General features: G+C 69.6%; 27 protein-coding genes. 9 read left to right on the forward strand and 18 right to left on the reverse strand.

What is annotated here, in order from left to right:
* Positions 1 to 957, reverse strand: coding sequence for a M15 family metallopeptidase (locus BBA86_RS12705; protein WP_223247095.1), 957 nt, complete (start codon positions 955 to 957; stop codon positions 1 to 3).
* Between the two features lie 95 nt (positions 958 to 1052).
* Between BBA86_RS12705 and BBA86_RS12710 the strand changes: the two genes are divergently transcribed.
* The gene (locus BBA86_RS12710) at positions 1053 to 2111 is read left to right on the forward strand and encodes an Rv2578c family radical SAM protein (RefSeq protein WP_065572309.1); all 1059 of its coding nucleotides are present in this window, start codon (positions 1053 to 1055) and stop codon (positions 2109 to 2111) included.
* Position 2112: 1 nt separating this feature from the next.
* Here the strand turns inward: BBA86_RS12710 and BBA86_RS12715 are convergent, their stop codons facing one another.
* Together BBA86_RS12715 and BBA86_RS12720 are read right to left on the reverse strand one after the other, a co-directional pair.
* The gene (locus tag BBA86_RS12715) at positions 2113 to 2538 is read right to left on the reverse strand and encodes a GNAT family acetyltransferase (protein ID WP_065571889.1); all 426 of its coding nucleotides are present in this window, start codon (positions 2536 to 2538) and stop codon (positions 2113 to 2115) included.
* 22 nt (positions 2539 to 2560) lie between these two features.
* The gene (locus BBA86_RS12720) at positions 2561 to 4579 is read right to left on the reverse strand and encodes a DEAD/DEAH box helicase (RefSeq protein ID WP_065571890.1); all 2019 of its coding nucleotides are present in this window, start codon (positions 4577 to 4579) and stop codon (positions 2561 to 2563) included.
* Between the two features lie 232 nt (positions 4580 to 4811).
* Between BBA86_RS12720 and BBA86_RS12725 the strand changes: the two genes are divergently transcribed.
* Positions 4812 to 5720: an aldose 1-epimerase family protein gene (locus tag BBA86_RS12725; protein WP_065571891.1), complete on the forward strand. Its 909-nt coding sequence runs from the start codon at positions 4812 to 4814 to the stop codon at positions 5718 to 5720.
* A gap of 3 nt (positions 5721 to 5723) precedes the next feature.
* On the opposite strand, the gene BBA86_RS12730 is transcribed toward BBA86_RS12725, so the two are convergent.
* From BBA86_RS12730 to BBA86_RS12740, 3 genes are all read right to left on the reverse strand, one after another.
* Positions 5724 to 9038, reverse strand: a complete 3315-nt coding sequence (locus tag BBA86_RS12730) for an efflux RND transporter permease subunit (RefSeq protein ID WP_065571892.1) — start codon at positions 9036 to 9038, stop codon at positions 5724 to 5726.
* Between the two features lie 89 nt (positions 9039 to 9127).
* Complete coding sequence (locus BBA86_RS12735) at positions 9128 to 10090, reverse strand: DNA topoisomerase IB (protein ID WP_189318468.1); 963 nt, start codon at positions 10088 to 10090, stop codon at positions 9128 to 9130.
* A 1-nt stretch (position 10091) separates the two neighbouring features.
* Complete coding sequence (locus BBA86_RS12740) at positions 10092 to 10361, reverse strand: Rho termination factor N-terminal domain-containing protein (protein WP_065571893.1); 270 nt, start codon at positions 10359 to 10361, stop codon at positions 10092 to 10094.
* A gap of 185 nt (positions 10362 to 10546) precedes the next feature.
* Between BBA86_RS12740 and BBA86_RS14630 the strand changes: the two genes are divergently transcribed.
* Positions 10547 to 10705, forward strand: a complete 159-nt coding sequence (locus BBA86_RS14630) for a hypothetical protein (RefSeq protein WP_164499361.1) — start codon at positions 10547 to 10549, stop codon at positions 10703 to 10705.
* A gap of 107 nt (positions 10706 to 10812) precedes the next feature.
* Here BBA86_RS14630 and BBA86_RS12745 read toward each other — a convergent pair whose 3' ends face one another.
* Complete coding sequence (locus tag BBA86_RS12745) at positions 10813 to 11568, reverse strand: MerR family transcriptional regulator (RefSeq protein ID WP_065572311.1); 756 nt, start codon at positions 11566 to 11568, stop codon at positions 10813 to 10815.
* A gap of 136 nt (positions 11569 to 11704) precedes the next feature.
* Between BBA86_RS12745 and BBA86_RS12750 the strand changes: the two genes are divergently transcribed.
* The gene (locus tag BBA86_RS12750) at positions 11705 to 12556 is read left to right on the forward strand and encodes a DUF4097 family beta strand repeat-containing protein (RefSeq protein ID WP_065572312.1); all 852 of its coding nucleotides are present in this window, start codon (positions 11705 to 11707) and stop codon (positions 12554 to 12556) included.
* A 1-nt stretch (position 12557) separates the two neighbouring features.
* The gene (locus tag BBA86_RS12755; protein WP_065571894.1) at positions 12558 to 13160 is read left to right on the forward strand and encodes a helix-turn-helix transcriptional regulator; all 603 of its coding nucleotides are present in this window, start codon (positions 12558 to 12560) and stop codon (positions 13158 to 13160) included.
* Here BBA86_RS12755 and BBA86_RS12760 read toward each other — a convergent pair whose 3' ends face one another.
* Positions 13161 to 13757 carry a universal stress protein gene (locus BBA86_RS12760; RefSeq protein ID WP_065571895.1) on the reverse strand — a complete coding sequence of 199 codons (597 nt, stop codon included), beginning with the start codon at positions 13755 to 13757 and terminating at the stop codon, positions 13161 to 13163.
* Between the two features lie 148 nt (positions 13758 to 13905).
* Here BBA86_RS12760 and BBA86_RS12765 point away from each other — a divergent pair, with 148 nt between their 5' ends.
* Entirely contained in the window at positions 13906 to 14115 is a 210-nt protein-coding gene (locus tag BBA86_RS12765; RefSeq protein WP_065571896.1) for a DUF3073 family protein, read from the forward strand.
* Positions 14116 to 14129: 14 nt separating this feature from the next.
* Here BBA86_RS12765 and BBA86_RS12770 read toward each other — a convergent pair whose 3' ends face one another.
* From BBA86_RS12770 to purM, 3 genes are read right to left on the reverse strand one after another with little or no spacing between them, the layout of a single operon-like run.
* Entirely contained in the window at positions 14130 to 15362 is a 1233-nt protein-coding gene (locus BBA86_RS12770) for a CynX/NimT family MFS transporter (RefSeq protein ID WP_065571897.1), read from the reverse strand.
* Complete coding sequence (gene purF / locus BBA86_RS12775) at positions 15359 to 16822, reverse strand: amidophosphoribosyltransferase (protein WP_065571898.1); 1464 nt, start codon at positions 16820 to 16822, stop codon at positions 15359 to 15361. Before purF ends, BBA86_RS12770 begins: the two co-directional genes overlap by 4 nt.
* A gap of 9 nt (positions 16823 to 16831) precedes the next feature.
* Entirely contained in the window at positions 16832 to 17950 is a 1119-nt protein-coding gene (purM, locus tag BBA86_RS12780) for a phosphoribosylformylglycinamidine cyclo-ligase (protein ID WP_065571899.1), read from the reverse strand.
* A gap of 79 nt (positions 17951 to 18029) precedes the next feature.
* On the opposite strand from purM, the gene BBA86_RS12785 reads away from it, so the two are divergent.
* Positions 18030 to 18638: a zinc-binding alcohol dehydrogenase gene (locus tag BBA86_RS12785; RefSeq protein WP_065571900.1), complete on the forward strand. Its 609-nt coding sequence runs from the start codon at positions 18030 to 18032 to the stop codon at positions 18636 to 18638.
* On the opposite strand, the gene BBA86_RS12790 is transcribed toward BBA86_RS12785, so the two are convergent.
* The 3 genes from BBA86_RS12790 to BBA86_RS12800 are packed head-to-tail and all read right to left on the reverse strand — an operon-like array spanning position 18639 to position 20235.
* Positions 18639 to 18956: a potassium transporter Trk gene (locus tag BBA86_RS12790; RefSeq protein ID WP_065571901.1), complete on the reverse strand. Its 318-nt coding sequence runs from the start codon at positions 18954 to 18956 to the stop codon at positions 18639 to 18641.
* A gap of 22 nt (positions 18957 to 18978) precedes the next feature.
* A complete protein-coding gene (locus BBA86_RS12795) occupies positions 18979 to 19731 on the reverse strand; it encodes an HtaA domain-containing protein (protein WP_065571902.1) in 753 nt (250 codons plus the stop codon).
* Between the two features lie 33 nt (positions 19732 to 19764).
* Entirely contained in the window at positions 19765 to 20235 is a 471-nt protein-coding gene (locus BBA86_RS12800) for a MarR family winged helix-turn-helix transcriptional regulator (RefSeq protein ID WP_065571903.1), read from the reverse strand.
* A gap of 55 nt (positions 20236 to 20290) precedes the next feature.
* Between BBA86_RS12800 and BBA86_RS12805 the strand changes: the two genes are divergently transcribed.
* The gene (locus BBA86_RS12805; RefSeq protein WP_083199589.1) at positions 20291 to 21169 is read left to right on the forward strand and encodes an NmrA family NAD(P)-binding protein; all 879 of its coding nucleotides are present in this window, start codon (positions 20291 to 20293) and stop codon (positions 21167 to 21169) included.
* 5 nt (positions 21170 to 21174) lie between these two features.
* Here the strand turns inward: BBA86_RS12805 and BBA86_RS12810 are convergent, their stop codons facing one another.
* Positions 21175 to 22059 carry a hypothetical protein gene (locus BBA86_RS12810; RefSeq protein ID WP_141677879.1) on the reverse strand — a complete coding sequence of 295 codons (885 nt, stop codon included), beginning with the start codon at positions 22057 to 22059 and terminating at the stop codon, positions 21175 to 21177.
* Positions 22060 to 22114: 55 nt separating this feature from the next.
* Positions 22115 to 22468 carry a sterol carrier family protein gene (locus BBA86_RS12815; protein WP_065571905.1) on the reverse strand — a complete coding sequence of 118 codons (354 nt, stop codon included), beginning with the start codon at positions 22466 to 22468 and terminating at the stop codon, positions 22115 to 22117.
* Positions 22469 to 22512: 44 nt separating this feature from the next.
* On the opposite strand from BBA86_RS12815, the gene purD reads away from it, so the two are divergent.
* Complete coding sequence (gene purD, locus BBA86_RS12820; protein ID WP_065571906.1) at positions 22513 to 23784, forward strand: phosphoribosylamine--glycine ligase; 1272 nt, start codon at positions 22513 to 22515, stop codon at positions 23782 to 23784.
* A gap of 63 nt (positions 23785 to 23847) precedes the next feature.
* Here purD and BBA86_RS12825 read toward each other — a convergent pair whose 3' ends face one another.
* Complete coding sequence (locus BBA86_RS12825; protein WP_065571907.1) at positions 23848 to 25338, reverse strand: MFS transporter; 1491 nt, start codon at positions 25336 to 25338, stop codon at positions 23848 to 23850.
* A complete protein-coding gene (locus BBA86_RS12830; protein WP_065571908.1) occupies positions 25335 to 25958 on the reverse strand; it encodes a PadR family transcriptional regulator in 624 nt (207 codons plus the stop codon). Before BBA86_RS12830 ends, BBA86_RS12825 begins: the two co-directional genes overlap by 4 nt.
* Positions 25959 to 26009 lie beyond the last annotated feature (51 nt).

A 26009-nucleotide genomic window follows, 5' to 3' on the forward strand; every position in this document is an offset into this window, starting at 1 on the left:
TCAGCCGTAGTCAGGCGCCGGCTCGAGGCTGAAGAACTCCTCGAGCGTGTGGAAGCCGCCGTCGGCGTACGCGGCGGCGAGTTCGCGGCCGACGAAACGCAGGTGCCACGGTTCGGCGGAGTATCCCGTGGTGGCGGTGTGCCCCTCCTCATAGCGGACGATGAAGCCGTACCGCCAGGCGTTCGCGACGATCCACTCGGACTGCGGGGTGCCGCCGAAGCCATCGTGGTCGCCGCATCCGGAATCGCACGCGACCACGTCGACCGCGAGTCCGGTCTGGTGCTCGCTGTGGCCGGGGCGGGCGCTGCGGAGGTCGGCCGCGGCCTTGCCCCGGTTGGCGACATGGCGGTTGTAGGTCTCGACCTGGAAGTCATAGGGGCGGAAGCCGCTGCTGACACCGATCGTGCCGGCGCCGGCGGCGCGAACGTCCGCCGAGAGCTCGTCGAGCGCGGCGGCGGTCTGGTCGAGCAGCCACCCGCCCGCGACGATGCGCGTGCTCTGCGGTCGCGCCTGCGGCGTGGGCCAGTGATCGATCGGTTCGAGCGCGTGGCGCTTGTTCGCAACGACCCAGATGCGACCCGCCTCGTGGAGATCGACGCAGGGCGCCTCGCCCGCGGCGACGGCAGCTCGGAACGGCTCGCCACCCCCGAAGGCGGCGATCACGTTGGCGTCGGAACCCTCCGCGAGCGCCGAGACCACGGCATCCGTCTCGCAGATCGGCCGGGTCGCTTCTGCGGGGTCGGCGGCAGGCGGGGAGGACACGGCAACGGGTGACGACGCGGCCGGAACGGGATCGGATGCCGGGTCTGCGACGGCGTCGTCGGGCGCGATCGCCCGGGAGACGACCACGACGAGCGTGACGATCAGGGCGGTGGTGAGCGTCAGGAGCACGAGCGCTCGGCGCTGACGGCGCCTGCGGAGCACCTGCCGCCGGGCGGCGCTCCTCGTCTCAGACACCTGCCCAGTCTCGCAGTCCATCTCTCGCGTTCCCGGTGTTCGACCACTCCGCGTGTGTCGTTGACAGTATTTCGAAGATGTGTTCGAATGTGGAGATGCGTTGGCAGGGTCAGAACATCACGGCGGTCGACGAGGCCGCGCTGCCCGGCCTCGAGTCCATGGGTGGACTCGTCCGCTCGGTCGCGACGCCGGAGTTCGCGGGGATGACCTTCCACGAAGTCGTCGCGAAGTCCGCGCTCAACCACGTGCCGAGCGGATCGGCGATGCCGTTCTCCTGGTCGGTGAATCCCTATAGGGGGTGCCAACATGCATGTGCCTATTGCTTCGCGCGCAACACGCACACCTACCTCGACCTCGACGCCGGCGCGGACTTCGACTCTCAGATCGTCGTCAAGGTGAACGTGGCGGAGGTGCTCGCCCGCGAGCTCGCCAAGCCGTCGTGGCGACACGAGCCCGTCGCTCTCGGGACCAACACCGACCCGTATCAGCGGGCCGAGGGACGCTACCGGCTGATGCCGGGAATCATCGACGCCCTCGCGTCGAGCGGCACACCGTTCTCGATCCTCACCAAGGGCACGCTGCTGCGCCGCGACCTGCCGCTGCTGACGGATGCCGCGACCCACGTCCCGATCCACATCGCCATGTCGATCGCGATCCCCCACGAACCGCTGCGGCAGCTCCTCGAGCCGGGAGCCCCGTCGTTCCAAGCCCGGCTCGACACGGTGAGGGCCGCGACCGATGCCGGGTTCTCGGTGACGGTGTTCCTCATGCCGATCGTCCCGCACCTGACCGACGGGGTCGACGTCCTCGACGATGCGATCCGTCGGATCGCGGCATCAGGTGCTCGTCGGGTCGTCTTCGGCGCGTTGCACCTGCGGCCGGGCGCGAAGGAGTGGTTCTGGCAGTGGCTGGAACGCGAGTGCCCGGACCTCGTGCCGGCCTACCGCGGCCTCTACCCCGGCGTCTCCGTGTCGGCACCGAAGGGCTATCGGTCGTGGCTGTCGGCGCGGGTGCGCCCGCTGCTGCGACGACACGGCCTGCATGGAAGGCTCGAGGAGGAGGACGCCCCGCCGCGCGGAATGGGCCAGGTGCGGACCACGGGGCCGGTCATGAAGACCGCGACCCGGGAACAGGCATCCGCGATGCTGTTCTGATTCAGGCGTCCGGGATCAGGCGCTTGCCGAGGACCGAGGTGGCGTCGCGGACGTAGCCGATGGCGTCGTAGAAGTCGGTGACGGCGTCGTTCCCCTCACGGACCATGAGCATCACCTTCGGGCAGCCGAGCGCCTCGAGTCGACGTTCGGCCTCGGCGACCAGCATCCGCCCGGTGCCCTCGCCGCGGCGCTCCGGGTCGGTCGCGAGGTAGTACAGCCAGCCCCGGTGGCCGTCGTACCCGGCCATGACCGAGCCGACGACGCGATCGCCGTCGGCCGCGACGAGCAGGAGCTCCGGCCAGACGGCGCGGGCTCGCGCAATGTCGCGGTGCGGGTCATTCCACGGACGCGTCAGGCCTGTCGCATCCCACAGGGACACGACCTGCCCGACGTCGGGATCACCGAGGGGGCGGATGACGATCGGCATCCGCCCACCCTAGTGAGCGATCTCAGGCGTCGACGTTCGCGGCCTGACGACCCGTGATCTCTTCGAGCACATCGTCGCCGGCGCGCGCCTCGTCGAACGGCGCGTCGATCTCGGCACGCTCGAGCATCTCGGTCATGCGCCGACGACGCTGACGCGTGATCAGCGTGACGACCGTTCCCGCGCGGCCCGCGCGGCCGGTGCGGCCGGAGCGGTGCGTATACGTCTTGTACTCGTCGGGTGCGTCGGCCTGGACGACCAGGTCGATGTCGTCGACGTGGATGCCGCGGGCCGCGACATCGGTCGCGACGAGCACGTTCACCTTGCCGTCGGTCAGGCGCTGCAGGTTGCGTGTGCGCTTGGCCTGGTTCAGGTCGCCGTGGAGGGCGACGGCGGCGATCCCGGCATCCTCGAACTGCTCGACGAGCATCTCCGAGTAGGCGCGCGTACGGGTGAAGACGAGCGTCTTGCCGTCGCGGTCGACGAGCGACGTGAGGATCTCGGCCTTGTCGCGGTGGTCGATCACGAGTACGCGGTGGTCGATCGTGCTGGTCTCCTGGGTTTCGCCGGCGACCTCGTAGACGGCCGGGTTCACGAGGAACTCGTCGACGAGCGCGGCGACCTCGCGGTCGAGCGTGGCGGAGAAGAGCAGCTTCTGCGCGTCGTCCTGCACGAGGCGCAGGATGCGCTGCATCGGCTCGAGGAAGCCCAGCTCGCTCATGTGGTCCGCCTCGTCGAGGACGACGATGCCGACCTCGGACAGGTCGAGCTTGCCCTGCTTCTCGAGGTCCTCGATGCGGCCAGGGGTGCCGATGACGATGTCGACGCCCTTCTTGAGCGCGCCGACCTGACGGCCCTGCGGGACGCCGCCGTAGACCTGCGTCGTGAACAGGCCCACGCTCTGCGCGAGCTCCTGCACGGTGCGGTCGATCTGCAGTGCGAGCTCGCGCGTCGGCGCGAGGATCAGCGCCTGCGGCGAACGGCCCCAGGCGCGGCGCTTGCCGGCCTGTCCGCGCAGCACGCGCTCGACGAGCGGAGCGCCGAAAGCGATCGTCTTGCCCGAGCCGGTGCGGCCACGGGCGAGGACGTCGCGGCCGTCGAGGATCGGACGGACGGTGGCCGCCTGGATCGGGAACGGGCTCGTGGCGCCGAGGCCCTCGAGGGTCCGGACGATGTTCTGGCCGAGGCCGAGGTCGCTGAACGAGGCCTGCTCGACGGATGCGGCATCCACCGCTTCGGCCTGCAGCCGCTCGTGCACGACGTCGACGTGGTCCTGGTGCGCCTTCGACTTCTCGTCGGCGTTCCAATCCGACCGGTTCGCGCGCTCATCGCGGCGGGGACGGTCATCCCGGCGGGGACGGTCATCACGACGCGGACGGTCGTCGAACGACCGAGCCGGACGCTCGTTCCGGTCGAAACGGGGACGCTCCGTCCGGTCGTCACGACGCGGACGGTCGTCGAACGAGCGGGCGGGACGCTCGCTCCGGTCGAAACGGGGACGCTCGGTCCGGTCATCACGACGCGGACGGTCATCGAACGACCGAGCCGGACGCTCGTTACGGTCGAAACGCGGACGCTCGGTCCGGTCATCACGACGCGGACGGTCATCGAACGAACGCGCGGGGCGGTCGTTGCGGTCGAAGCGCGGACGCTCGGTCCGGTCATCACGACGCGGACGGTCATCGAACGACCGAGCCGGACGCTCGTTCCGGTCGAAACGGGGACGCTCCGACCGGTCGAAGCGCGGGCGCTCGCCCTCGGCGTCGCGACGCGGACGGTCGTCGAAGCCACGGTCGCCTCGGGCGTTCGAGCGGATGCCGCGGGCCTCGGCCCGGCCGGCGCGATCCTGCTCCGTCCAGCGGCCCTTGGCGGGTGCCGATTCCTCGGCGGCGCGGAAGCCGCGGTGCTTGGGGCTCTTGCTGCCGGTGGTCCCGGCGGAGGCCTGACCCGGGCGACGCTTCGCGTCCTGGTAGGAGGTCTTCTTGCCGTAGCGGGGTTCGAAGTTCTGCGCGCGGCCGCCGGCCGGCTTCTTGTTCTTGGGCATGCGTGTGCTTTCTGAGTTCTCGCACGAAACAGCGCCGTGCGCCACGCACGGTGATACCCGGACTTCCGTCGGCCGGGGGCCATTCCAGTTACTGGTTCCGAAACCGCGGATCGGGTTTCGAGATCGGCCCCGAGGACTACACAGGATGCCCGCGCACAGCGCGGCGTCCTCCGCCGACGGATTCACGATACCCGCCCCACCTGTGAAGCGGCCGCGCGGATACGCTGGCCGCATGGCCGCCGACCCCACCGGAACCCGCTTCAGCCTCCACGCCGCCGCTGTCTCGGCGGAGATCACCGAAGTGGGCGCCGCCCTCCGCGCGCTGCGCGTCGGCGGCGTCGACCTCGTCCCGGACTACCCCGACGACACGCCGACCCCGGCGGCGTGCGGCATCGTGCTCGTGCCGTGGCCGAACCGCATCCGCGACGGCCGCTGGGAGGACGACGGCGAACTCCGCCAGCTCGCCATCACCGAACCGAAGTTCGGCAACGCGTCGCACGGACTTCTGCGGTTCGCGCCCTACCGGGTGCAGGAGCAGACGGATGCCGCCCTCACTCTGCGGGCCGACGTCTTCCCGCAGTCGGGGTACCCGTACCACCTGGAGAACCGCGTGACCTACGAGCTCGTCGAGCACGGCCTGCTCGTCACGCACGCGATCACGAACGTCGGCGCGGGAGACGCGCCCGTCGCCGTCGGGACGCACCCCTACTTCCGGATCTCCGACGTCGACACGGCAGATCTCTCGCTGCAGCTCGAGGCGCGAACGTGGTTCCGTCTCGACGAGCAGAACATCCCCATCGCCGAGGAGCCGATCGACGAAGCACACGACCTGAGCTCGCCGCGCCGCGTCGGCGACCTGTCGCTCGACGTCGCGTTCGCCGGGCTCCCCCGCCACGACGGTCGTATCGAGGCTCACCTCGTTGCGCCCGACTCCCGCCGCCTCACGGTGTGGGCGGGCGAGGGGTTCGAGTACATGCAGGTGTTCACGACCGACCGCTTCCCCGGCCACGACCTCGCGGTCGCGATCGAGCCGATGACCGCACCCGCCGACGCGTTCAACTCCGGACGAAGCCTCCGCCGGCTCGCTCCCGGCGAGACCTGGACGCTCGAATGGGGCGTCGACCTCGCCGAGGCCGACTGACCCTCACTCCTCGCGCCGAGGCTCCTCCGCGGCCTGCTCATCCGCGATCGTCTCGTCGACCACCGGGGCCGCGGGGACGGGCTCGTCCATCGGGATCTCCACGTCCGGAGCCTCCTCGATGACGAGGGCCGTGTCGACGGCTGCCGCGCCGGTGACGGCAGCGGATGCCGCATCCCGCCGCGCCCGCCGCGTGAGCGGAGCCTGGCTGCCCGCCGACGCCTCGGACACCGGGACGACGTCACCGCGCTTGGCGGCGCGACGCTCTTTGGCGCCTTCGACGAGGTTGTAGAGGGCGGGGAGGACCAGCAGCGTCAGGATGGTCGAGGACACGAGGCCGCCGATGACGACGATCGCGAGCGGCTGCGAGATGAACCCGCCGTGCCCCGTGATCCCGAGCGCCATGGGTGTGAGCGCGAAGATCGTCGCCAGTGCCGTCATGAGGATGGGCCGCAGACGGCGAGCGCCGCCGGCGAGGACCGCCTCGGGAGTCGACAGACCCTTCTCCCGGTACTGGTTGACGAGGTCGATGAGGACGATCGCGTTCGTCACGACGATGCCGACGAGCATCAGCACACCGATGAGCGAGGCCACGCCGAGGGGTACACCCGAGACGATCTGCAGGAGGATCGCGCCGGTCGCCGCGAAGGGCACCGAGACGAGCAGCAGAATCGGCTGGCGGAGCGACTTGAACGTCGCGACCATCACGATGTACACGATCAGGATGGCGGCGAGGATCGCGAGGCCCAGCTGCGCGAAGGCATCCTGCTGCTGCGTCACGACGCCGCCGACCTCCGCGTCCGCACCCTGCGGGAGCTTCGCATCGGCGAGCGCTGCGGTCACCGTGGCGCTCGCGGCGTTCAGGTCGTCGCTCGCGGGGGTGACCGTGACGGTCGCGGTCCGCTGGCCGCGCTCGCTCGTGATCGAAGAGGGCCCCTCGGACTGCTCGACCGTCGCGACCTCGTCGAGGCGGATGAGTCCCGATGCACTCGCGATCTCGAGTCCGCGGAGCTTCGCGATGGTGTCCGGGATCTCAGCGGCCTTGAGATAGACGGTCAGGGTCGAGTCGTCGATCTCGACCGTGCCGATCTGGCGCGGCTGCATCGTGTTGGCGACGAGACCGCCGACCGCGACCTCCGACAATCCCAGCTCGGCCGCCTTGTCGCGGTCCACGGCGACCGAGACGAAGGGGAGGGATGCCGACAGGTTCGAGTCGACCTGGTCGACGCCTTCGGCGTCCTTCAGTGCCGTGACGACCTTGTCGGTCGCGTCGCGGAGGACACCGGCGTCCGGCGCGGTGATGTCGACCTCCACGTCACTCGATCCGAAGCCGCCCTGCGCGGCCGCGACGGTGATCTCGCCGGCATCCGTCACGTCGGCGACGGCCTTCTGCACGTCCGTGCGGATCTGCTCCTGATCGGCGTCGGGGTCGGTCGTGATCGAATACGTGATGCCGGTGCCGCCGCCCGAGAAGGCGTCGCGGAGCGCGGAACCGGTGGAGCCGATCGAAGTCTGCACGGTGTCCACGCCGGTGACGTCGAGGAGGACCTCCTCGACGCGCTTCGCGGCGGCGTCCTGCGCGTCCAGGCTCGCGGTCGCACCGATGTCCTGGCGAACGGTGAAGGTGTTCTGTCCCGAGTCGCCGAGGAAGTTGACCTTCATGAGCGGAGCCGCGGCGATGGTCCCGCCCAGGACGACGACGGCGAGGAGGAGAGTGACCACGGAATGCCGGAGCGTCCAACGGAGGACGGGGAGGTACGACTTCTGCAGGCGGCTCGGCGGCGCGGCGGGGTCTTCGGGGTCGATGGCGCGACCAGCGGCATCCAGGACCGGCTTGCCCGGCCGCAGGAACCAGTACGCCAGCACGGGCACGATCGTGAGGGCGACGAAGAGCGACGCGAGCATCGCGATGGTGACGGTCAGCGCGAACGGCCGGAACAGCTCGCCGGTGAGGTCGCCGACGAACGCGATGGGGAGGAACACTGCGACGGTCGTGAGAGTGGATGCCGTGATCGCCGACGCCACCTCGCGAACCGCCAGGCGGATCGAGGCGAGCTTGTCGGCATCGCCGACGTAGTGCCGCTTGATGTTCTCGATGACGACGATGGAGTCGTCGACGACGCGGCCGATCGCGATCGTCAGCGCGCCGAGCGTGAGGATGTTGAGCGAGTAGCCGAACGCCTGGATCCCGATGAACGTGATGAGCACGCTCGTCGGGATCGAGATGGCGGTCACGAGGGTCGAGCGCACCGACAGCAGGAAGACCAGGATGACGACGACGGCGAAGGCGAGGCCGAGCAGACCCTCCTGGGCGAGGGCCTCGATCGACTGCTCGATGTAGGGCGCCTGGTCGAAGACCACCGTCACGGTCGCGCCGTTGCCGAGGTCGTCCTTGATCCTGGACAGCGAATCGCGGACGAGGTGCGAGACGTCGACCGTGTTGGCCGCGGGCAGCTTCGTGATCGAGACGGTGAGTGCCGCCTCGCCGTCGACGCGCGAGATCGAGGTCACCGGGTCGGTGTCGAGGACGACCTTCGCGACGTCACCGATCGTGACATCGCCGGCGGCGATCTGGTCTGCGTTGGTGGGCACGAGCGGGAGATCTGCGATCCCGTCTACGGAGTCGAGCTTCGTACCCGTCTGCACGGTGAGGGTCTGGTCGCCCTCGGAGACGGTGCCGCCGGGGAACAGCTTGCCGTTCTGGTCGAGCGCATCGGTGATCGCCGTCTGGGTGTAGCCGGCTGCGGCCAGCTTCTCCTGGTCGGGCGTGATCGTGACGCGCGAGGTGCGGCCACCGACGATCTGCGCCGCGGCGACTCCGTCGAGATCCTCGATGTCCGGGATCACGGCGTTCTCGAGCCGGTCCTGCACAGCGGTCTCATCGCTGTAGCCGGTCACGGCGATCGAGATGACCGGCAGGTCATCGGTCGAGAATGCGAGCACGTTGGTGTCGAGGTCGTCGGGCAGCGAATCGAGACGGTTGATCGCCTGGAGGATCTTCTGCTCAGCCGTTGCGAGGTCGGTGCCGTAGGCGAAGGATGCCTGGACGATCGACGCGTTCGTCGTGCTCGTCGAGGTCGTGGACTCCAGGTCGGGGACAGCCTGGATCGCCTGTTCGATCGGGGTCGACACATCGTTGTTCACGACGTCGGGCGACGCTCCCGGGTAGGTCGTCAGGATCGACAGCTGCGGCAGCTGGATCGGCGGGATCAGCTCCTGCTTGAGGCTCGTGAGCGCGAGGCCTCCGAAGATCGCCGCGACGATCGTGATGAGGGCGATGAGCGCACGGTTCTTGAGGCTCAGGACGGCGAGGTGAGACAACGAGGGCCCATTTCCACGGTGCAGGTGAAGGGTGCGGGGACGGGCGCAAGTATTTCACGCTCATCAGCCCCTGAGGCTGGGAACCGTGGTCAGGCGAGGATGAGCGTGCGGATGGCTGATTCGGGCGACACCGTGGTGTCGAGCACCACACCCCGCCGGTACCGATCGAAGACCCTCGGGTCGATGTACGAACTCCGCGCGACGGAGGGAGTGTTGCCGAGCGCTTCGGCGGTGACCTTCACGGCGAGCACCTCGGCCCGCTTGAGGTCGCTCTTCTTCGCCGCCGGACCGATCTGGGCGAGCGCTTCCGCCGCGGTGATCGTGCCGCGAAGAGTGCGGAAGTCCTTGGCAGTGAAGGTTCCACCGGTCATCGACCGGACGTAGAGATTCACGTCCCGGGGGCTGAGCGCCACGCGCCGACGCCCGCGCAGGTAGGCGAGGAGGGGCGAGCTGGGACGACCTCCCACGAGCAGTTCGATCGCCGCCGCGAGGTCGACGTCGTCGACCTCCATCTCCTGTCGCTGTCCGCTCTTGCCGGGGAACCGCAGCGCGACGACGGTGCCGTCGACCACGGCGTCCCGTCGGATCAGTGTCGTGAGCCCGCGGCTGCCGTGCTTGACGAGGTATCGCTCGGCTCCCACGCGCGGGGCGGCGAGGTCGAGGAGCCGGAACGCCGCAGCGAGGACGCGCTCCTGGTCGATGTCCTCCCGCCGGAGCGACGTGGTGACTCGCCCGCGGGCACGCGGCAACGCCTCGGCGAGCTGCAGCGCGCGAGCGTACTTGCCCTTGTCCCGGCCGGCGGTCCACTGCGGGTGGTAGCGGTACTGGACACGCCCGGCCTCATCCACGCCGGTCGCCTGGACGTGGCCGTTCGCGTCGGCGCAGATCCACACGTCCTGCCACGCGGGCGGCAGGACGAGCGCGCGGACGCGATCGGCTTCCGCCTTCGGGAGGGGGGCGCCGTCGGCATCCACGTAACGGAACCCGGTGCCCGAACGCATCCGGCGGTAGCCGAGGTCGACGCCCGGCCGCACGCGCGTGAGTCGTGGCACGTCAGTGCGATCGGAGCAGGTCGATGAGCTCCGCCTTGCGGGCGCGGGAGTACCCGCTGAGCCCGAGCTCCTTCGCCCGCGCACGCAGGTCGGCCACCGTCCAGTCCTCGTAGTCGCCGGCCTTGCCGCCGCGCTTCCCGACCGCTTTCCGACCGTCGCGGGCAGCGGCGTTGGAGATGCGCGCGGCCTTCTCCTTCGACGCTCCGTCGGCGCGGAGCTCTTCGTAGAGCTCGGGGTCTTTCAGGCTGTTCGAGCCGCGTCCTGCCGGCATGATGCATCCGCCTCACGTGTCGATCGCGGGCAAGGATCGCCCGCGTGCGGCCACGTTATGTCACCGTAGGGCCGACCTGTCAAGGGCCTGTGATCACCTGAAAGAACGCTGATAACAATGTCAGGACGCACACCCGCGTCACCCCCGCTCCGGCGGACAACGGAGACAAACAGAGGGAGCCTCCAATGAACCTCGCACTCATCATCATCATCGTGATCGCCATCGTGCTGGCGATCGTGGGTGGCATCACGGAAGGCCTCCAGTTCCTGCTGTGGGTCGCCATCATCGTCGGTGTCATCGCTCTGATCGCCTTCTTGCTGCGAGTGCTGCGCAAGAACACATGACCGTCTGACGCGCTCCCCCAGGCGTGTCAGCGGCGCTCTCCCCCAGGAGCGCAACGAGGCCCCCTCCCGTTCACGGTCGAGGGGGCCTCATCATGTGCGGCATCCGATCATCCGCCGACGTGGTGGCGAAGCGCCTCGCGGACGAACGACGCACCGGCCGTCCCGCCGTAGTTCGCACCGAAGCGGTCATCGGTCACGTACATGTCGGCGAGTCCGAGCACGTAGCCCCGGATGTCACCGCCGTCGGCCGCCGGCGTGCCCGGGATGCCGCGCAGCCACGCCACGTGCCGCGCGGCGAGCTCCTGCGCTTCGGCCGAGTCGGGTCGGATGCCGCGTTCCGCCGCGTCCGCCCATTCCTGAGCGAGCTCGGCGGTCTCGTCCTGCCATCGCTTCTTCTGCGCGGACGGCAGGCCCCGCCACCACGCGTCGGATCGCGCGTAAGCATCCGCTCCCCATCTCGAGGTCACCTCCTCGCGGTGGACCGTGTGGTCGAAGCCGTCGAACATCTTCTCTGCCATGGGTTCCTCTCCCTGTCGTCTCGCGTCGAGGGTCGACGCGACCGCGGCGATCTGCCGCCGGATCCGTTCCTGCTCGGCCTCGAGCCACCCGAGGTGGGCGGTCAGCGCCGCCTCCTCCGGGACGTCCTCCGCGAGGACCTCGGCGATGCGGGGCAGCCCGAGGCCCAGTTCCCGCAGCAGCAGGATGCGCTGCAGGCGGCGCAACCCTGCGGCGTCGTAGAACCGGTAGCCGCTCGCCCCCGCCCGAGAGGCAGGCAGCAGACCGATCTGGTCGTAGTGCCGGAGGGTCCGGCTCGTCGTCCCGGCAAGCCGGGCGAGCTGTTGGATCGACCATTCGTTCGTCATGACCATCACGGTAGGAGTTGACGCTGCGTCAAGGTCAAGTCCCGTCGTGATCGAGATCTCGACACTCGAGATATATCGTGTTATGTTCACCTACAACGCGATATATCTTGATTCGCGCTCATCCGCAGGAGACAACATGACTCTCGAGAAATGGCTGGTCCAGCCCGGGGAGACCCGCGTCATCGATCTCGACGGCATCCGTCGACTCAAGGTCGGGCTCGTCGGAGGGCAGATCGACGTCGTCGGGCACGACGAGCCCGGCGTCCGGATCGAAGTCCATTCGGTCACCCAGAAGGAACTCCGCATCGAGGCCCAGAACGGCGCGATCGAGATCGATCACGCCCAACTGCGCTGGGACAACTTCCTGACCTCGTTCCGCAACTTCGGCAGCGGCGGCCCCCACGCCGAGATCAGCATCGCCGTCCCCCGCGACGTGGCCCTGACCCTCGGCGTCGTGAGCGCGAGCGCCCTCGTCGCCGGTCTCACCACCGACGCGAAGCTCAACACCGTCTCGGGCGACATCATCGTCGACGGCCTCACCGGAGACGTGACGGCGAACTCCGTCTCGGGTGACGTCCAGATGCGCGGTCTCACGGGCACCCTCAACGCCAACGCCGTGTCGGGAGCCATCACGGCCGCCGGGACGATTCGTACGGCCTTCGCCGACACGGTCAGCGGCGCGGTGCTGATCGACTCGACCGGGCCGACGCAGAACGTCTCCTTCAACACGGTCAGCGGGGCCGCGACACTGCGCCTCGACGAGTCGGTGGCCGCGAAGTACACCCTCCGCACCGTGAGCGGCAAGCTCAACGTCGACGGAATCGACCGCTCCCAGAGCGGAATCGGCTCCACCTACACCGGCACAGTCGGCGAGCTGAGCGGCTCGTTCGCAGAGGTCCGCGCCAACACGGTTTCGGGCGACGTCACCGTCATCCGACGCGTCAGCGCGGCCATCGCCGACGACGCTCCGATCCGCGAGGAGAGCTGACATGCCCCCCGTCTTCTCCCACGGCGACCTGCGCATCTACCTGCTGAGCCTCCTCGACGAAGCCCCGCGCCACGGCTACGACCTGATGCAGGCGCTGTCCGACCGCACCGGGGGCACCTACACTCCCAGCGCCGGCACCATCTACCCGCGTCTGTCCAAGCTCGAAGAGGAAGGTCTCGTCACCAAGTCCGTGGACGGACGGAAGACCGTCTACGAGATCACGGATGCCGGTCGTGCCGAGGTCTCGTCGCGGACGGGCGACCTCGCCGGGATCGAGGCCGGACTCGCCGACAGCGTGCGGCTCATCGCTGACGAGGTGCGCGCCGGCGTCCGCGAGGCGATGCGCAGCCTCCAGGCGGACCTCGCCGCGGCCTCGCAGACCACAGGCCATCCGTCGCCGACCCCCGCACCCGATCCGCGCGCAGCCGCCCGCGAACAGGTGCGGCGCGCGGACGAACTGCTGGCGGAGTTCCGTGCCGAGCTCCGGGCCGACCTGCGCAGCCACGTCGCGCGGGGCGGCGACCTCGCGGCATCCGTCATCGACGAGCTGAAGAGCGCGCTCGACGAGGCGGCCGAGGCCGTACGGCGTGCGACGCGGGGCTGATCAGCCGCCGGGCCAGAGTTCCTCGGGCCAGCTCTGCTTCTCAGGTCCGTTCTGCTTTTCAGGCTCGTTCTGCTTTTCAGGCCACGGATCCTCGTCGTCGCGCGCCGGTTCGCCGATGGGCACGACGAGGATCGGTCGCGGTTGGCGGTGGGCCAGGCGGGCCGCGACGGACCCCGTGAAGAACTCGCGGATCGATTCACCGATGCCGCGCTTGCGCGTCCCTACGACGATCAGGCGCGCGTCGGTCCGTTCGGCCAGATCCTTCATCGCCAGAGCAGGGTCACCGGCGAGCATCTCGAGCTGCCAGGCGATGTCCACGCCGCCCAACGCGCGCGTCGCCTCGTCGCGCAGCTGCGTTTCGAGCGCTTCGCCGGGGATCGCGTCCAGGTTTATCGGCGCGGTGTGCACGTAGCCGTCGGGGTCCTCGTAGGAGACGAACCGCGTCACGTCGACATGGGTGACCAGCAGCGGCGCGCCGTGCATCCGGGCGTACTGCGCCGCTTCACGCAGCACCCGGGAGGACTGACCGGGCACGATCCCGGCGATGACGGGTCGGTGAGGGCGACGGACCGTGGACTGCGACTCGGCATCGGTCATGGCGGATCACCTTTCCTGGATCCCCGCCCGCGAGGGCGGCGTGAACGCTCCGTGGTACCCTGAATGCTACTCTTCCCGGCCTCTGCCGGACTGTGACTGCGTCGGGCTGCCGGACCAAGCCCGCACTCGTGAAATGAGGGGGTTACGCATGGGGCGTGGCCGTCAAAAGGCGAAGAACACCAAGATCGCCCGTGAGCTGAAGTACGACACCTACAGCTTGAACATCAACGCGCTCGAGCGTGAGCTCGGCGCGCCCGGTGACGAGCAGTACGAGGACAAGTGGGCCGATCAGTACGACGATGAGGACGACGAGGACGACGAGTCCGAATCCCCCTCCCCGTCACTCGAGAAGGCCTGACCTCCCGGTCGCACTCACCACGATCCGTGGCGCTGTTCCCACTCCTGTTCGACCGTCTTCCGTCGTGCGATCACGAGGCCTGCGGGAATCGCCAGAACGGACATCACGCACAGAAGTGCGAGGGCGCCGACCCATGAGTCGGTCGCGTCGTGCAGGAGTCCGACGCTGAGCGGCATCACCGACGTCGCGCCGTAGCCCAGGCTCTGCACGAACGAGCTCAGGGCGACGGTGGCGTCATGGCCGCGCGAGCGGAGGCCGACGAGTACAAGCACGATCGGGAACAGCATCGGTGCCGTGCCCAACAGCGTCACCCACAACCACGGTGCCGCCGCCGGTGCGAGGATGAGACCCAGCGAACCGGCGATCCCGCACCCTGATGCCACGGCGAACAGCGGCATGACCATTCCCGTTCGGGCGACGAGAGCCGGGACGATCAGCGATGCGGGAAGCCCCATCAGCGCGAACAGCGACAGCATGACGCCGGCGACCGCCGGTGTCACCCCCGCGGTGTCGACGAGGATTCGCGGGAGCCACGCGAACGACACGTAGGCGATCGTGCTCGAGGCGAAGAACGCGACGACGAGCGCCCAGGGCGTCGCCAACCGCCACATTCGACCGAACACCCGCTGGCTGACGCCTTCGACCTCGCGGTCGGCCGACGCCGCCGAGCGCGAGCGGAGAAGGATGACGATCCACGGAATGACGCCGGCGGCGGCGAACACGGTCCACAGCCCCAGGGAGGAGCGCCACCCCGCGGCATCCGCGATCGGCACCGCCACCAGCGGCGGAGTGAAGCTCGAGAGCGCCATCGTCGTCGTGTAGACCGTGGTCATCAGGCCGAGCCGGTCGGAGAAGTAGCGCTTGGCGAGCGCGGGCAGCATGACGTTCCCGACGCCGACGCCTGCGAAGATGATCGCCGATCCGACGAGGAGCCCGGCGGCGTTCGGGGCGAGAGCGCGGGTCGCGAGACCGATCGACATGACGACGAGCGCGAGCAGCGTCGTCCGTTCCACCCCCAGCCGTCGATCGATCCCGGCGGCCGTCAACCCGAACACGGCGAAGCACAGCGGCGGGACGGTGCCGATGAGGCCCGCCACCGCGGCGGGCACCGCGAAGTCCTTCTCGATGAGGGTGTAGAGCGGCGAGAGCGATGCCACCGCCGAGCGCAGGGAGAACGCCAGCAGGACGATGCCGAGGAGGGCGAGGGCACGTCCTCGCCACAGGACGTTCGGGGTCGTGGAGGTCAAGACTCCTGCGTGCCTTCGACCCAGGCGAGGTACTCGTCGCTGACCGTCCCGGTGACGTAGCGGCCGTCGAAGCAGCTCATGTCGAGGTCCTCGACATCGGGCGCGCCCTCGAGGATCGCCGCCTTCAGGTCGTCGATCTCCTGGTAGACGAGATAGTCGCAGCCGAGCTCCTCGGCGATCTCGGGGATCGTCCGGTTGTAGGCGACGAGTTCGTGACGCGACGGCATGTTGATGCCGTAGACGTGCGGGAAGCGGATGGGGGGCGCGGCGGAGGCGAACGTCACCGACTTGGCACCGGCATCGCGCGCCATCTGGATGATCTCGCGCGACGTGGTCCCGCGCACGATCGAGTCGTCGATCAGGAGGACGTTCTTGCCCTTGAACTCGGTCGACATCGCGTTGAGCTTCTGACGCACGCTCTTCTTGCGGATCGCCTGACCCGGCATGATGAACGTCCGGCCGATGTAGCGGTTCTTGTAGAAGCCCTCGCGGTACTCGATGCCGAGCTTGCGCGCGACCTGCATCGCGGCGGGACGCGAGGAGTCCGGGATCGGCATGACGACGTCGATCGAGCCTTCGGGGGTGTACTTCGCGATCGTGTCGGCGAGGCGCTCTCCCATCCGCAAGCGCGCCTCGTACACCGAGATGCCGTTCATGACCGAGTCGGGACGGGCCAGGTAGACGTACTCGAACGAGCACGGCACGAGCTTCGGGCTCGGGGCGACCTGCTGCGTGAAGAGGTTGCCGTCGAGGTCGATGAAGACGGCCTCGCCGGGCTCGACGTCGCGGACGACCTCGAAGCCGCCGTTCTCCAGGACAAGGGACTCGGATGCCACGGTCCACTCGTACCGGCCGTTCTCGGCCTGGCGGGTGCCGAGGATCAGGGGACGGATGCCGAAGGGGTCGCGGAAGGCGAGGAGTCCGTACCCGGCGATCAGAGCGATGGCGGCGTAGGAGCCCTCGACGCGCTGGTGCACGCGGGTGACGGCCTCGAAGATCTGCTCGTGATCGAGCTCGAGACCCGAGATGACCGTCTGCAGCTCGTTCGCGAGGACGTTGACGAGCAGCTCGGTGTCGGAGCTCGTGTTGAGGTGACGACGGTCGGTGCGGAAGAGCTCCTCGGTGAGCTCACGCGTGTTCGTGAGGTTGCCGTTGTGGACGAGGACGATGCCGTAGGGAGCGTTGACGTAGAAGGGCTGCGCCTCTTCTTCGTTCGACGCCGTGCCCTTCGTCGCGTACCGGACGTGACCGAGGCCGATCGTGCCGAGCAGCGCCCGCATGTCGCGGGTCCGGAATGCCTCGCGCACCATGCCGCGGTTCTTCGCGATGTGGAAGATGCCGCTGGATTCGGCCGTGGCGATGCCGGTCGAGTCCTGACCGCGATGCTGCAGCAGCAGGAGGGCGTCGTAGACCTCTTGGTTGGCGGGTCCCTGAGCGACGACGCCGACGATTCCGCACATTGGTGTAGCTCAGTCCGTTTCTGCGTAGGAGCCGACCAGGCGCACAGCGCCGCCGTCGACGCCCTTCGCGCCCTGCTCGTAGTCGCCGGCCGGCAGCGCCGCATCCGACACCGTCCCGACCTGCCAGGTATGGATGCCCTCCGCCGAGAGGGTGGATGCCGCGGCGTCAGCGGCCTCGGCCGAGACGACTGCGAGGAAGCCGATGCCGAGATTCCAGGTGCCCTCGGTCTGCTCCAGCGACAGCCCGCCGATGTCGGCGAGGACGCGGAAGACCGGCGACGGCGACCATGTGGAGCGGTCGACGTCGACCCAGGTGCCGACGGGCAGCACGCGTGCGAGGTTCGCCGCGATTCCGCCGCCCGTCACGTGGCTGAGCGAGTGGATCGCGCCGGGGTGCGCGTCGATCGCGCGCAGCAGCGGCGATGTGTAGAGGCGCGTCGGCTCGAGGAGCTCCTCGCCCCACGTGCGGCCGAAGTCGGCGGCGTTGTCGCCGTAACCGATGCCCGCGTTCGCGATGATGTGCCGGATGAGCGAGTAGCCGTTGGAGTGGGGACCGCTCGAGGCGAGTGCCAGGACGACGTCGCCGGAGCGGACGCGGTCGGCGCCGAGGACGGCATCCGCTTCGACGACACCCGTCGCGGCTCCCGCGACGTCGTAGTCGTTGATGCCGAGGAGCCCGGGGTGCTCGGCGGTCTCACCGCCGACGAGCGCGGTTCCCGTGGCGGAGCAGCCGTCGGCGATGCCGCGCACGATGTCGGCGATGCGCTCGGGGAACACCTTGCCCGTCGCGATGTAGTCGGTCATGAAGAGCGGCTTCGCCCCGACCACGACGATGTCGTCGACGACCATGCCGACCAGGTCCTGGCCGATCGTGTCGTGCTTGTCGATCGCCTGCGCGATGGCGACCTTCGTGCCGACACCGTCGGTCGAGGTCGCGAGCAGCGGCTTGGCGTAGCCGAGCAGAGCGGATGCGTCGAAGAGGCCTGCGAAGCCGCCCACACCCCCGAGGACCTCAGGGCCCTGGGTGCGACGGACGGCCGATTTCATCAACTCGACGGCGAGGTCTCCCGCCGCGGTGTCGACGCCGGCAGCGGAATAGGGATCGGTGGGAGTCGAGGCCACCCGCACAGCCTACCGGCCACCGGACCGCGTGATCCGCCATCGACGCCGAGGGACGCCGACCACAGGCGGGCCATAGGATGTCGCCATGAGCGGGGCTGAACGGCCCGAATGGGTCGTACGGGAGGACGCGAGCACGACGGTGCTCGTCGCGCTGTACGTGCGCCAGGCGCTCGGCATCCGTGCACCCGAGGAGCTCCCCCACCTGCGGGGCGCCCCCGCCGCGCAGCCCGTCGACGACGATGACGCGGCCGTGCTGCAGCGGCAATGGCTCGCGTACTGGGCGATGTCGGTCGAGCCGCAGGCGCACCCGTCCCCCGTCCCGCTCGATCTGGTCGACGGGTTCGAGACGCTCGCCGTGCTTCCCGTCGAAGGATTCGACGAGCTGCGGGCCGCCATGGCTCCGCTGGCGGAGGATGCCGTCGCGTACGCGAACTGGGCGAGCGATCGCTACGCCGCGCAGGCCCGTTCGGGCTCGTCCAGCAGCTACCGCGCCTACGCCAGTGCGATCGCCGAACACGAGCGGCGCGTCGGTCGGCGGGCGCACTCGTTCGAACTCAACGTGCAGGTGCTCCCGCTGACGCAGCGGGGCGTGTGGTGGATCGGTTCGCTCACGATCGCCGTCACCGATGGGCTCCGCGGAGACGTTGCGGCGTTCGATCCGGCGATTCAGCCGATCATCGCAGAACTCGCCTGATCACTCCGCGTCGTCGACGCGTTCCCGCTCGATGCGCACCGTCGTGCTCCGACGGCCGAGCACGCGGTCGAAGACGAGCGCGACGACGCCGCCGAGCGCCACACCGGCCGGCACGCAGCCGAGCAGCAGGAAGCCGAAGACCTGGCTCTGCGAGTAGGTCGCGCCGGTGTTCTCGCTGATCTGACCGTCACCGAACGCGTACGTCAGGATGAGGGCGACGACGATGCCGAGTGCCGCCCCCGCGGCGAAGAACGCGGCGAACCGAGGAGTGCGCCGCAGCTGCGCGGACTCGACGTTCGTTTCGGAATGCTCGGCCATGAGTCCATTGTCCACCCCCGCCTCACGGACGCGGGTCGTCGACCATCTCCGGCTGCGCCGTACGAGCGCTGTTCCGCTTGCGCCGCTGCACCGATCCGACCGCCAGGAGCGCCGCGAGGAGCGCCGCGATCCCCACGACGACGACGGGAACCAGGATGCCGGTGCCCCCGGCGTCCTCCTTGTCATCCGCCGGCGACGCCGCGACCTCAGCGGGATCAGCGGTGGTGCAGGTGGCCACGACCGTCAGGTCGAGCGTGCCGCCCGAGCCGGACCAGAGGACCTCGCGCCCCTCCGGGGTGAGCTCTGTCGCGGCACCCACGCCGTCGAGGTTGACGGTGTCGTCCGACTCGGAGACCGCAGCAGCGCGGAAGTCGATCGTCGCCACCGGCGCCTGGGGCATCTGATCGGCACCGTCGGCCTGCACGTCGAAGAGCAGGGATCCCTTCTCGCCGTCGACGACGAGCGTCGGTGCCGAAAGGGTGGTCTTCACACCGGCCGCGCTCGTGAAGACCAGGGAACCGTCGAATCCGACGCTGCCGGCCGGAGCGACCGGCTCGAGGACGCCCTTCCCGCCGTCGAATGTGAGGGCGCCGTCGGCGGTGGCGACGGAACCCGTCGCCCGCACGTCGGCGGCACCGGCATCCCACACGACCTTCGCCTCCGTCACCGTGCAGGTGCGAGGGGCGGCATGAGCGGGGCCCGCGCCGACCAGGGGAACGGTCGCGGCGAGGGCGATCGCGAGGATCGCGGTCGCCCCGAGGTGTCGTGCCTGCATGCGGTTCCTCTCCGCAGGAGATCGTACCGGCGGCTACGGGACTCCCAGGTCCTGGCGCGAGACCGAGGATGCGGGCGCGTCCAGCATCGGTCGCAGGGCGGTGGCGACCGCTCGGGTGCGCTCGCGGTCCTCGCCGAACCACTCCTCGCTCGCTACGACGACAGGCCATGCCTCGGCCAGCAACGTCGACCCCTGCGCCGTGAGCCCCAGCCGGGAGTGCCGGCCGCGACCGGGCGCGGTCCGGCGCTCGATCAGGCCTCTGTTCGTCAGGCCGGCGAGCAGCGGCGTGACGCTCTGCGGCCGGATGCCGACCGCGCGGGCGAGGTCGGCCTGGCTGAGACCGTCCGCCGCCGCCAGCTGAGACAGGGCACCGAACTCGACAGGCGTGAGCTGCAGCGGCGCGAGGGCTTCGCCGAGTCGGCGCGCGATCTCGCGCGCGGCGCGGACGACGGTCCAGGCGGTGATCGCATCGATCTCATCGCGGGTGACGGGCTTGACGGACATGGGTTCAGGATAGGTATCGTTGTCGAGTATCAGAAATCTGATTCTAGGAGGATTGATGGGAAACATCGTCGCAGTGACCGGCGCGACCGGGGACGTCGGCGGCAAGACCTTGTCACTTCTGCACGCGGCGGGAGTCCCGGTGCGGGCGATCGTCCGCAGGCAACGCCAGGCGAACGCCTTCGCGGCGCGCGGGATCGACGCCCGCGTCGCCGATCTCGGCGATCCGCACGCGCTGACCCGCGCGCTCGAGGGCGTCGATCAGCTCTTCCTCGTCACCGCGGTCTCGCCGGAGCAGGCGGAGCACGGCGCTGTCGGGGTGGCCGCCGCTCGAGCCGCGGATGTGCGCGCGATCGTGCACCTGTCCGCGTCCGACGCCGCCGAGGATTCCCCGCTCCCCTGGGCTGCCGCCATCTGGACGACCAACGAGCTCGTGCGTGCGAGCGGACTGGCGTGGACGATCCTCCACGCATCGGGGTTCATGTCCAACCTGACGTCCTCTGCCCCGGCACTGCGGCGCGGCTTCCTGCCGCAGACGATGGGCGACGGCCGCATCCCGTGGATCGACACCGCGGACATCGCCAGGGTCGCGGCACGCGTCCTGCAGGACGGCGTTCACCAGGGAGCAGAGCACGTCCTCACCGGACCCGAGCTCCTTGACGGCCGCGCTCTTGCGCGTGCCCTCAGTCGCGGACTCGGGCGCGAGGTCCGCTACGTCCACCTGCCCAGCCGAGTGTTCGCCGGAATGCTCAGACTGACCGGCATGCCGACCTGGTTCGCCGAGGGCCTGCGCCAGCAGTTCGGACGCGTCGCACGCCGAGCGATGGACGGCATCGACCTGCGCACCGACGACGTCGAGCGTCTCACCGGACACCCGGCGCGATCGGTGACGGCGTGGGCGCGGGACAACCGCGCGACCCTGCTCGGGATGGGCTGAGCGACTCAGCGTCCCAGCGGTGCGAGGCTGGGGTGTTCCGCGACGGCGTCGGGACCGTACGTCATCAGGACCGTGATGACCGCCGCCGCCGGAACCCCCGGCCCGTGCAACATGAGCGGCTCAGCTGAGTCGAACTGGCATACGAGCGACCATTGTTCGACCTCGGGGTAGACCGCCGTCATCGCCCCGTAGTCGAAGCTCAGCCACTGTCCATTGGCATGGCAGATCAGCCTCTGGTTCGATGCGATCAGTCGCACACCCTGGTGTTCGCGCCACTGCGCGGCCGCGGCGGCCTCGGCTGCGGAGCGTCGTGCAGCGTTGCCCGCCGCGGTGACGGCGAGACCGGCCGCGACGAAGAGAGGATGACCGAAGAAGAAGCCCCCCGATTGCGCGTACGAGACGTTCTGACCGTAGAAGCGGGCGTAGGTGGCCGCTGTGTCGACGAAGAAGACCTCGTTCGGGCGGGGAATCACGTCCCACACCCGGATCTGCGGCGGCACCTGATGGGCGGCGAGCGTTGCGCGCAGCTGCGACGTGTCCGCCCACGCCCGAGCGAACTGCTCCTGCTGTGCGCGATCAGCGAGTTCAGCGCGGTTGTATCTTCCCGTTGCGTGCCGGCGATCACGCCTCCACCCGCTCACGGCTTTCACAACGCCGACGATGAAGAACACCAGGGCAATGAGTGGAAGCAGGAAAGCCAGTCCCAGAAGGCCGAGAGCCGCAAGGGAGGCGCCGACATCGGCCGGATCATCGGGGTCGACCTCCGAACTGATCGCCGCAGTCCACGAGATGAACACGACGTATGCGAGCACGCCGAGGATCAGAGGCACCACCCAGCTCAGATGCCTTCGCACGCGGCCGGAACGACGCTTCCCCTCGAACTCTCCCACGGCGCCAGTCTTGCATTCCGCGACGACGTGATCGTCGAGCTCTCCACAATGACCATCAGGGCCGGAGCGGAAGGAGGCCGTCGAGGTTGGCCCGCACGCCCGACGCGCGGACGGAGCCGGTCGCGACGGCGTCGGCCCAGGCCGTCTGGCCGGTGGCGAGCGCGATCCAGGTCGCGGCATCCGTCTCGATCACGTTCGGCGGAGTGCCCCGCGTGTGACGCGGCCCCTCGACCACCTGCACGGCACCGAAGGGCGGGACGCGGACCTCGACGGAGTTGCCGGGCGCCTTCTCGACGAGCAGCTGCAGGAGATAGCGGACCGCGGTCGCGAGGTCGGTGCGCGCCGCGGAGCCTGCCGCGACGGCGGCGAGCGCGTCGCGGCCGTCTCCGGTGCTGATCGTGCGGGCCATGGATGCCACCGTAACGCGCGAGCGCCGCTCGGTAGTCTGGCGGGGTGAAGATCCTGGTCCTCGGCTCGGGCGCGCGCGAGCACGCCATCATCCTCGCTCTGGTCGCCGAAGGCGCCGGGCACGAGATCTTCGCGGCCCCCGGCAACGCCGGAATCGCCGCGGACGCGACGCTCGTCGCCGACCTCGATCAGAACGATCCCGCAGCCGTCACCGCCTTCGCGAACGAGCAGCACATCGACCTCGTCGTGATCGGCCCCGAAGCGCCCCTCGTCGCGGGCGTGGCCGATGCGCTGCGCGAGCGCGGCATCCCCGTGTTCGGACCGGGCAAGGCCGCGGCGCAGATGGAGGGGTCGAAGGCGTTCGCGAAGCGGATCATGGATGCCGCCGGTGTCCCGACCGGCCGCGCGGCGCGCGCGCAGACCCGCGACGAGGTCGCCGCCGCGATCGACGAGTACGGCGCCCCCTACGTCGTGAAGGCCGACGGGCTCGCTGCCGGCAAGGGCGTCATCGTCACGTCCGACCGCGACGCGGCTCTCGCCCACGCCGACACCTACCTGCCGGGCGGGCCCGTGCTCGTCGAGGAGTTCCTCGCCGGCCCCGAGGTCTCGCTCTTCTTCCTCAGCGACGGCGACACCGTCCGCGCACTCAGCCCCGCGCAGGACTTCAAGCGGGCACTCGACGGCGACGAGGGCCCCAACACGGGCGGCATGGGCGCCTACTCGCCCCTCCCCTGGCTCGCCGAGCGGTTCGGCAGCGAAGAGGCGTTCGTCGCGCAGGTGACCGCGGAGGTCGCCGAGCCCGTCATCCGTCAGCTGGATGCCGAGGGCACCCCCTTCATCGGACTGCTTTACGCCGGGCTCATCCTGACTGACGCCGGCGTGAAGGTCATCGAGTTCAACGCTCGGTTCGGCGACCCCGAGACGCAGGTCGTCCTCCCCCGCCTGACGAGCCCGCTGTCACAGCTGCTGCTCGCCGCCGCGAGCGGCACGCTCGAGTCGGAGCCCGCTCCCGAGTTCTCAGCCGAGGCGGCCGTCACCGTCGTGCTGGCGAGCGAGGGATACCCCGAGCAGCCGCTTACGGGTCGGCCTCTCACGGGAACGGATGCCGCGGCATCCATCGACGGCGTCCACCTCGCCCACGCCGCGACGAAGAACACCGACGGCGGCCTCGTCGCGACCGGTGGCCGCGTGCTGAACGTCGTGGCCCTCGGCGCGGATCTCGCCGACGCGCGCGGCCGGGCGTACGTCGCCCTCGAGCACATCTCGCTCGAGGGGGCGCACTACCGCCGCGACATCGCCCTCAGCGCCTCGCAGTGACCCTCAGCGCCTCGCAGTGACCTTGAGCGCTTCGCCGTGACCTTCAACGCTTCGCCGTGACCTTCAACGCTTCGCGAGGTGCGCGGGGCGACGGAGGAACAGCACCATCACGACGCCGAGCGCGATGACGCCGGCCGGGAGCAGCATGGCCTGGCCCATGGCGGTCGAGAATCCCTCGGCGACGGCCGGCGGCATCCCGCCACCGCCTCCGAAGTCGCCGCCCGCGGCATCGACGGCACCGGGCAGGTTCGCCTCGAGGCGCGCCTGCATGACCGCGGCGATCGCGGCCGACCCGATGACCGAACCGATCGTCCGCGTCGTGTTGTAGATGCCCGAGCCCGCGCCCGCCTGCTGCGGCGGCAGGTTGCGGGTCGCGGTCGTCGCGAGCGGACCCCACATGCCGGCGTTCGCGACACCGATGATCGCCGACGGGATGAGCAGCAGGAGGACAGGCGCCTCCGTGTTCATCAGGAGCACGTAACCGACGAGACCGACCACCATGAGCGAGAGTCCGGGCACGAGGAGGACGCGCGGGTCGACGCGGTCGAGGATGCGGCCGGCGAAGGGCGCGAGGACGCCCGACAGCACCGCCATCGGAATGAGGAGCAGTGCGGACTCGGTCGGGGTGAGGCCGCGCGCGAGCTGCGTGAAGAACGCCATCGGCAGCGCCATGCTCGTCACGGTGAAGCCGACGGCGGCGATCGCGAGGTTGGAGATCGCGAAGTTGCGGTCGCGGAACAGCGCGAGCGGCACGAGGGGTTCGCTCTTCGTGCGCGCCTGCGTCCAGACGAAGACCGCGAGCACGGCGACACCGGCGACGATCATGATCCACACCCACGGCGCCCACTCGTAGTGCTGCCCCTCCTGCAGGCCGAAGACGATGAGGAACAGGGCGACGGCGCTCAGCACGACGCCGAGAACGTCGAAGCGGTGCGGATGCGTCTCGAGCTGCGGGACGAGGCGAACGGCGAGGACGAAGGCGATGATGCCGACGGGGATGTTGACGAAGAAGATCCACTCCCAGCCGAAGCCGTCGACGAGCAGACCGCCCGCCAGCGGGCCGACGAGCGTGGCGACACCGGCCGTGGCGCCCCACAGGCCCATTGCGGCGCCTCGCCGCTCGGCCGGGAACGTGCGGGTGATGACGGCCATCGTCTGCGGCGTCATGAGCGCGGCGCCGAGGCCCTGCGCGGCGCGCGCGAAGATCAGCATCTCGAGCGAGCCCGAGAGGCCGCAGGCGAGCGAGGCGAGCGTGAAGACCGCGAGGCCGATGAGGTAGATGTTCTTCGGCCCGAACCGGTCACCGAGTCGGCCGGTCACGAGCAGCGGGACCGCGTAGGTGAGCAGATAGGCCGAGGTCACCCACACGACGTTGTCGAGATTGCTCGTGGACGGATCCAGGGCGGCCTTGATGGCGGGGTTCGCGACGGAGACGATCGTCGTGTCGACGAGGATCATGAAAAACCCGAGGACGAGAGCCCAGAGGGCGGGCCAAGGGTTCGTAGGTGCGGATGGGGCGCCCGGGGTGCGGACGGTGGTCGTGCTCTCGCTCATGCGCGTGCGGCTTCTCTCTGTGCCAGATAGCGGTCGGTGGCCGGGATATCGATGACTCCCCAGACGGTGTCGGGATGACGGATGAACTCGACCGCGTCGTCGAGCCAGGCGATGTCGGCGGCGAGCAGAGCCGCCTGCCGGTGGACCTCGATGAGGAACTGCGGGTGCGACCCGTGAGAGATGGCGGTGTCGCGGGCGCTCCGGTGCGCACCGAGGGATGCCGCGAGCAGCTCCCGCCGTTTCTCGAGCAGCGCGAGCACCTCGGCCCGATCGAGGTTGTGCGCCTCGGTCAGAGCGATGCGGAACCGCTCGGGGTTCTCGATGGAGGGCAGCTCGTGCCGAACCCAAGCCAGAAGCGCCCGAGCCCCGGCATCCGTCAGCGTGTAGGTCGTCCGTTCGGGGCGGTTCCCCTCGCGGTCGCTGCCCGCCTCGGCGATGAGCTCCTGCCGTTCGAGGCGCGCGACCGTGTGGTAGATCGTGCCGTGCGTGAGGGCGATCAACCGGTCGGCGCGGCGCTCGCGGAGCAGGCGCACCATCTCGTAGGGGTGCATGTCGTCCTCGTGGAGCAACGCGAGGAGCATGATCGCGGTCGGGGTGAGCCGAGCGACGGCATCCGCCATGAGGACCCCCTTCGCACGATTAGTCCATGTGGACTATACGCCTGATCGCCG

This window comes from Microbacterium oleivorans, from assembly GCF_001691565.1.
Lineage (GTDB): Bacteria > Actinomycetota > Actinomycetes > Actinomycetales > Microbacteriaceae > Microbacterium > Microbacterium oleivorans_B.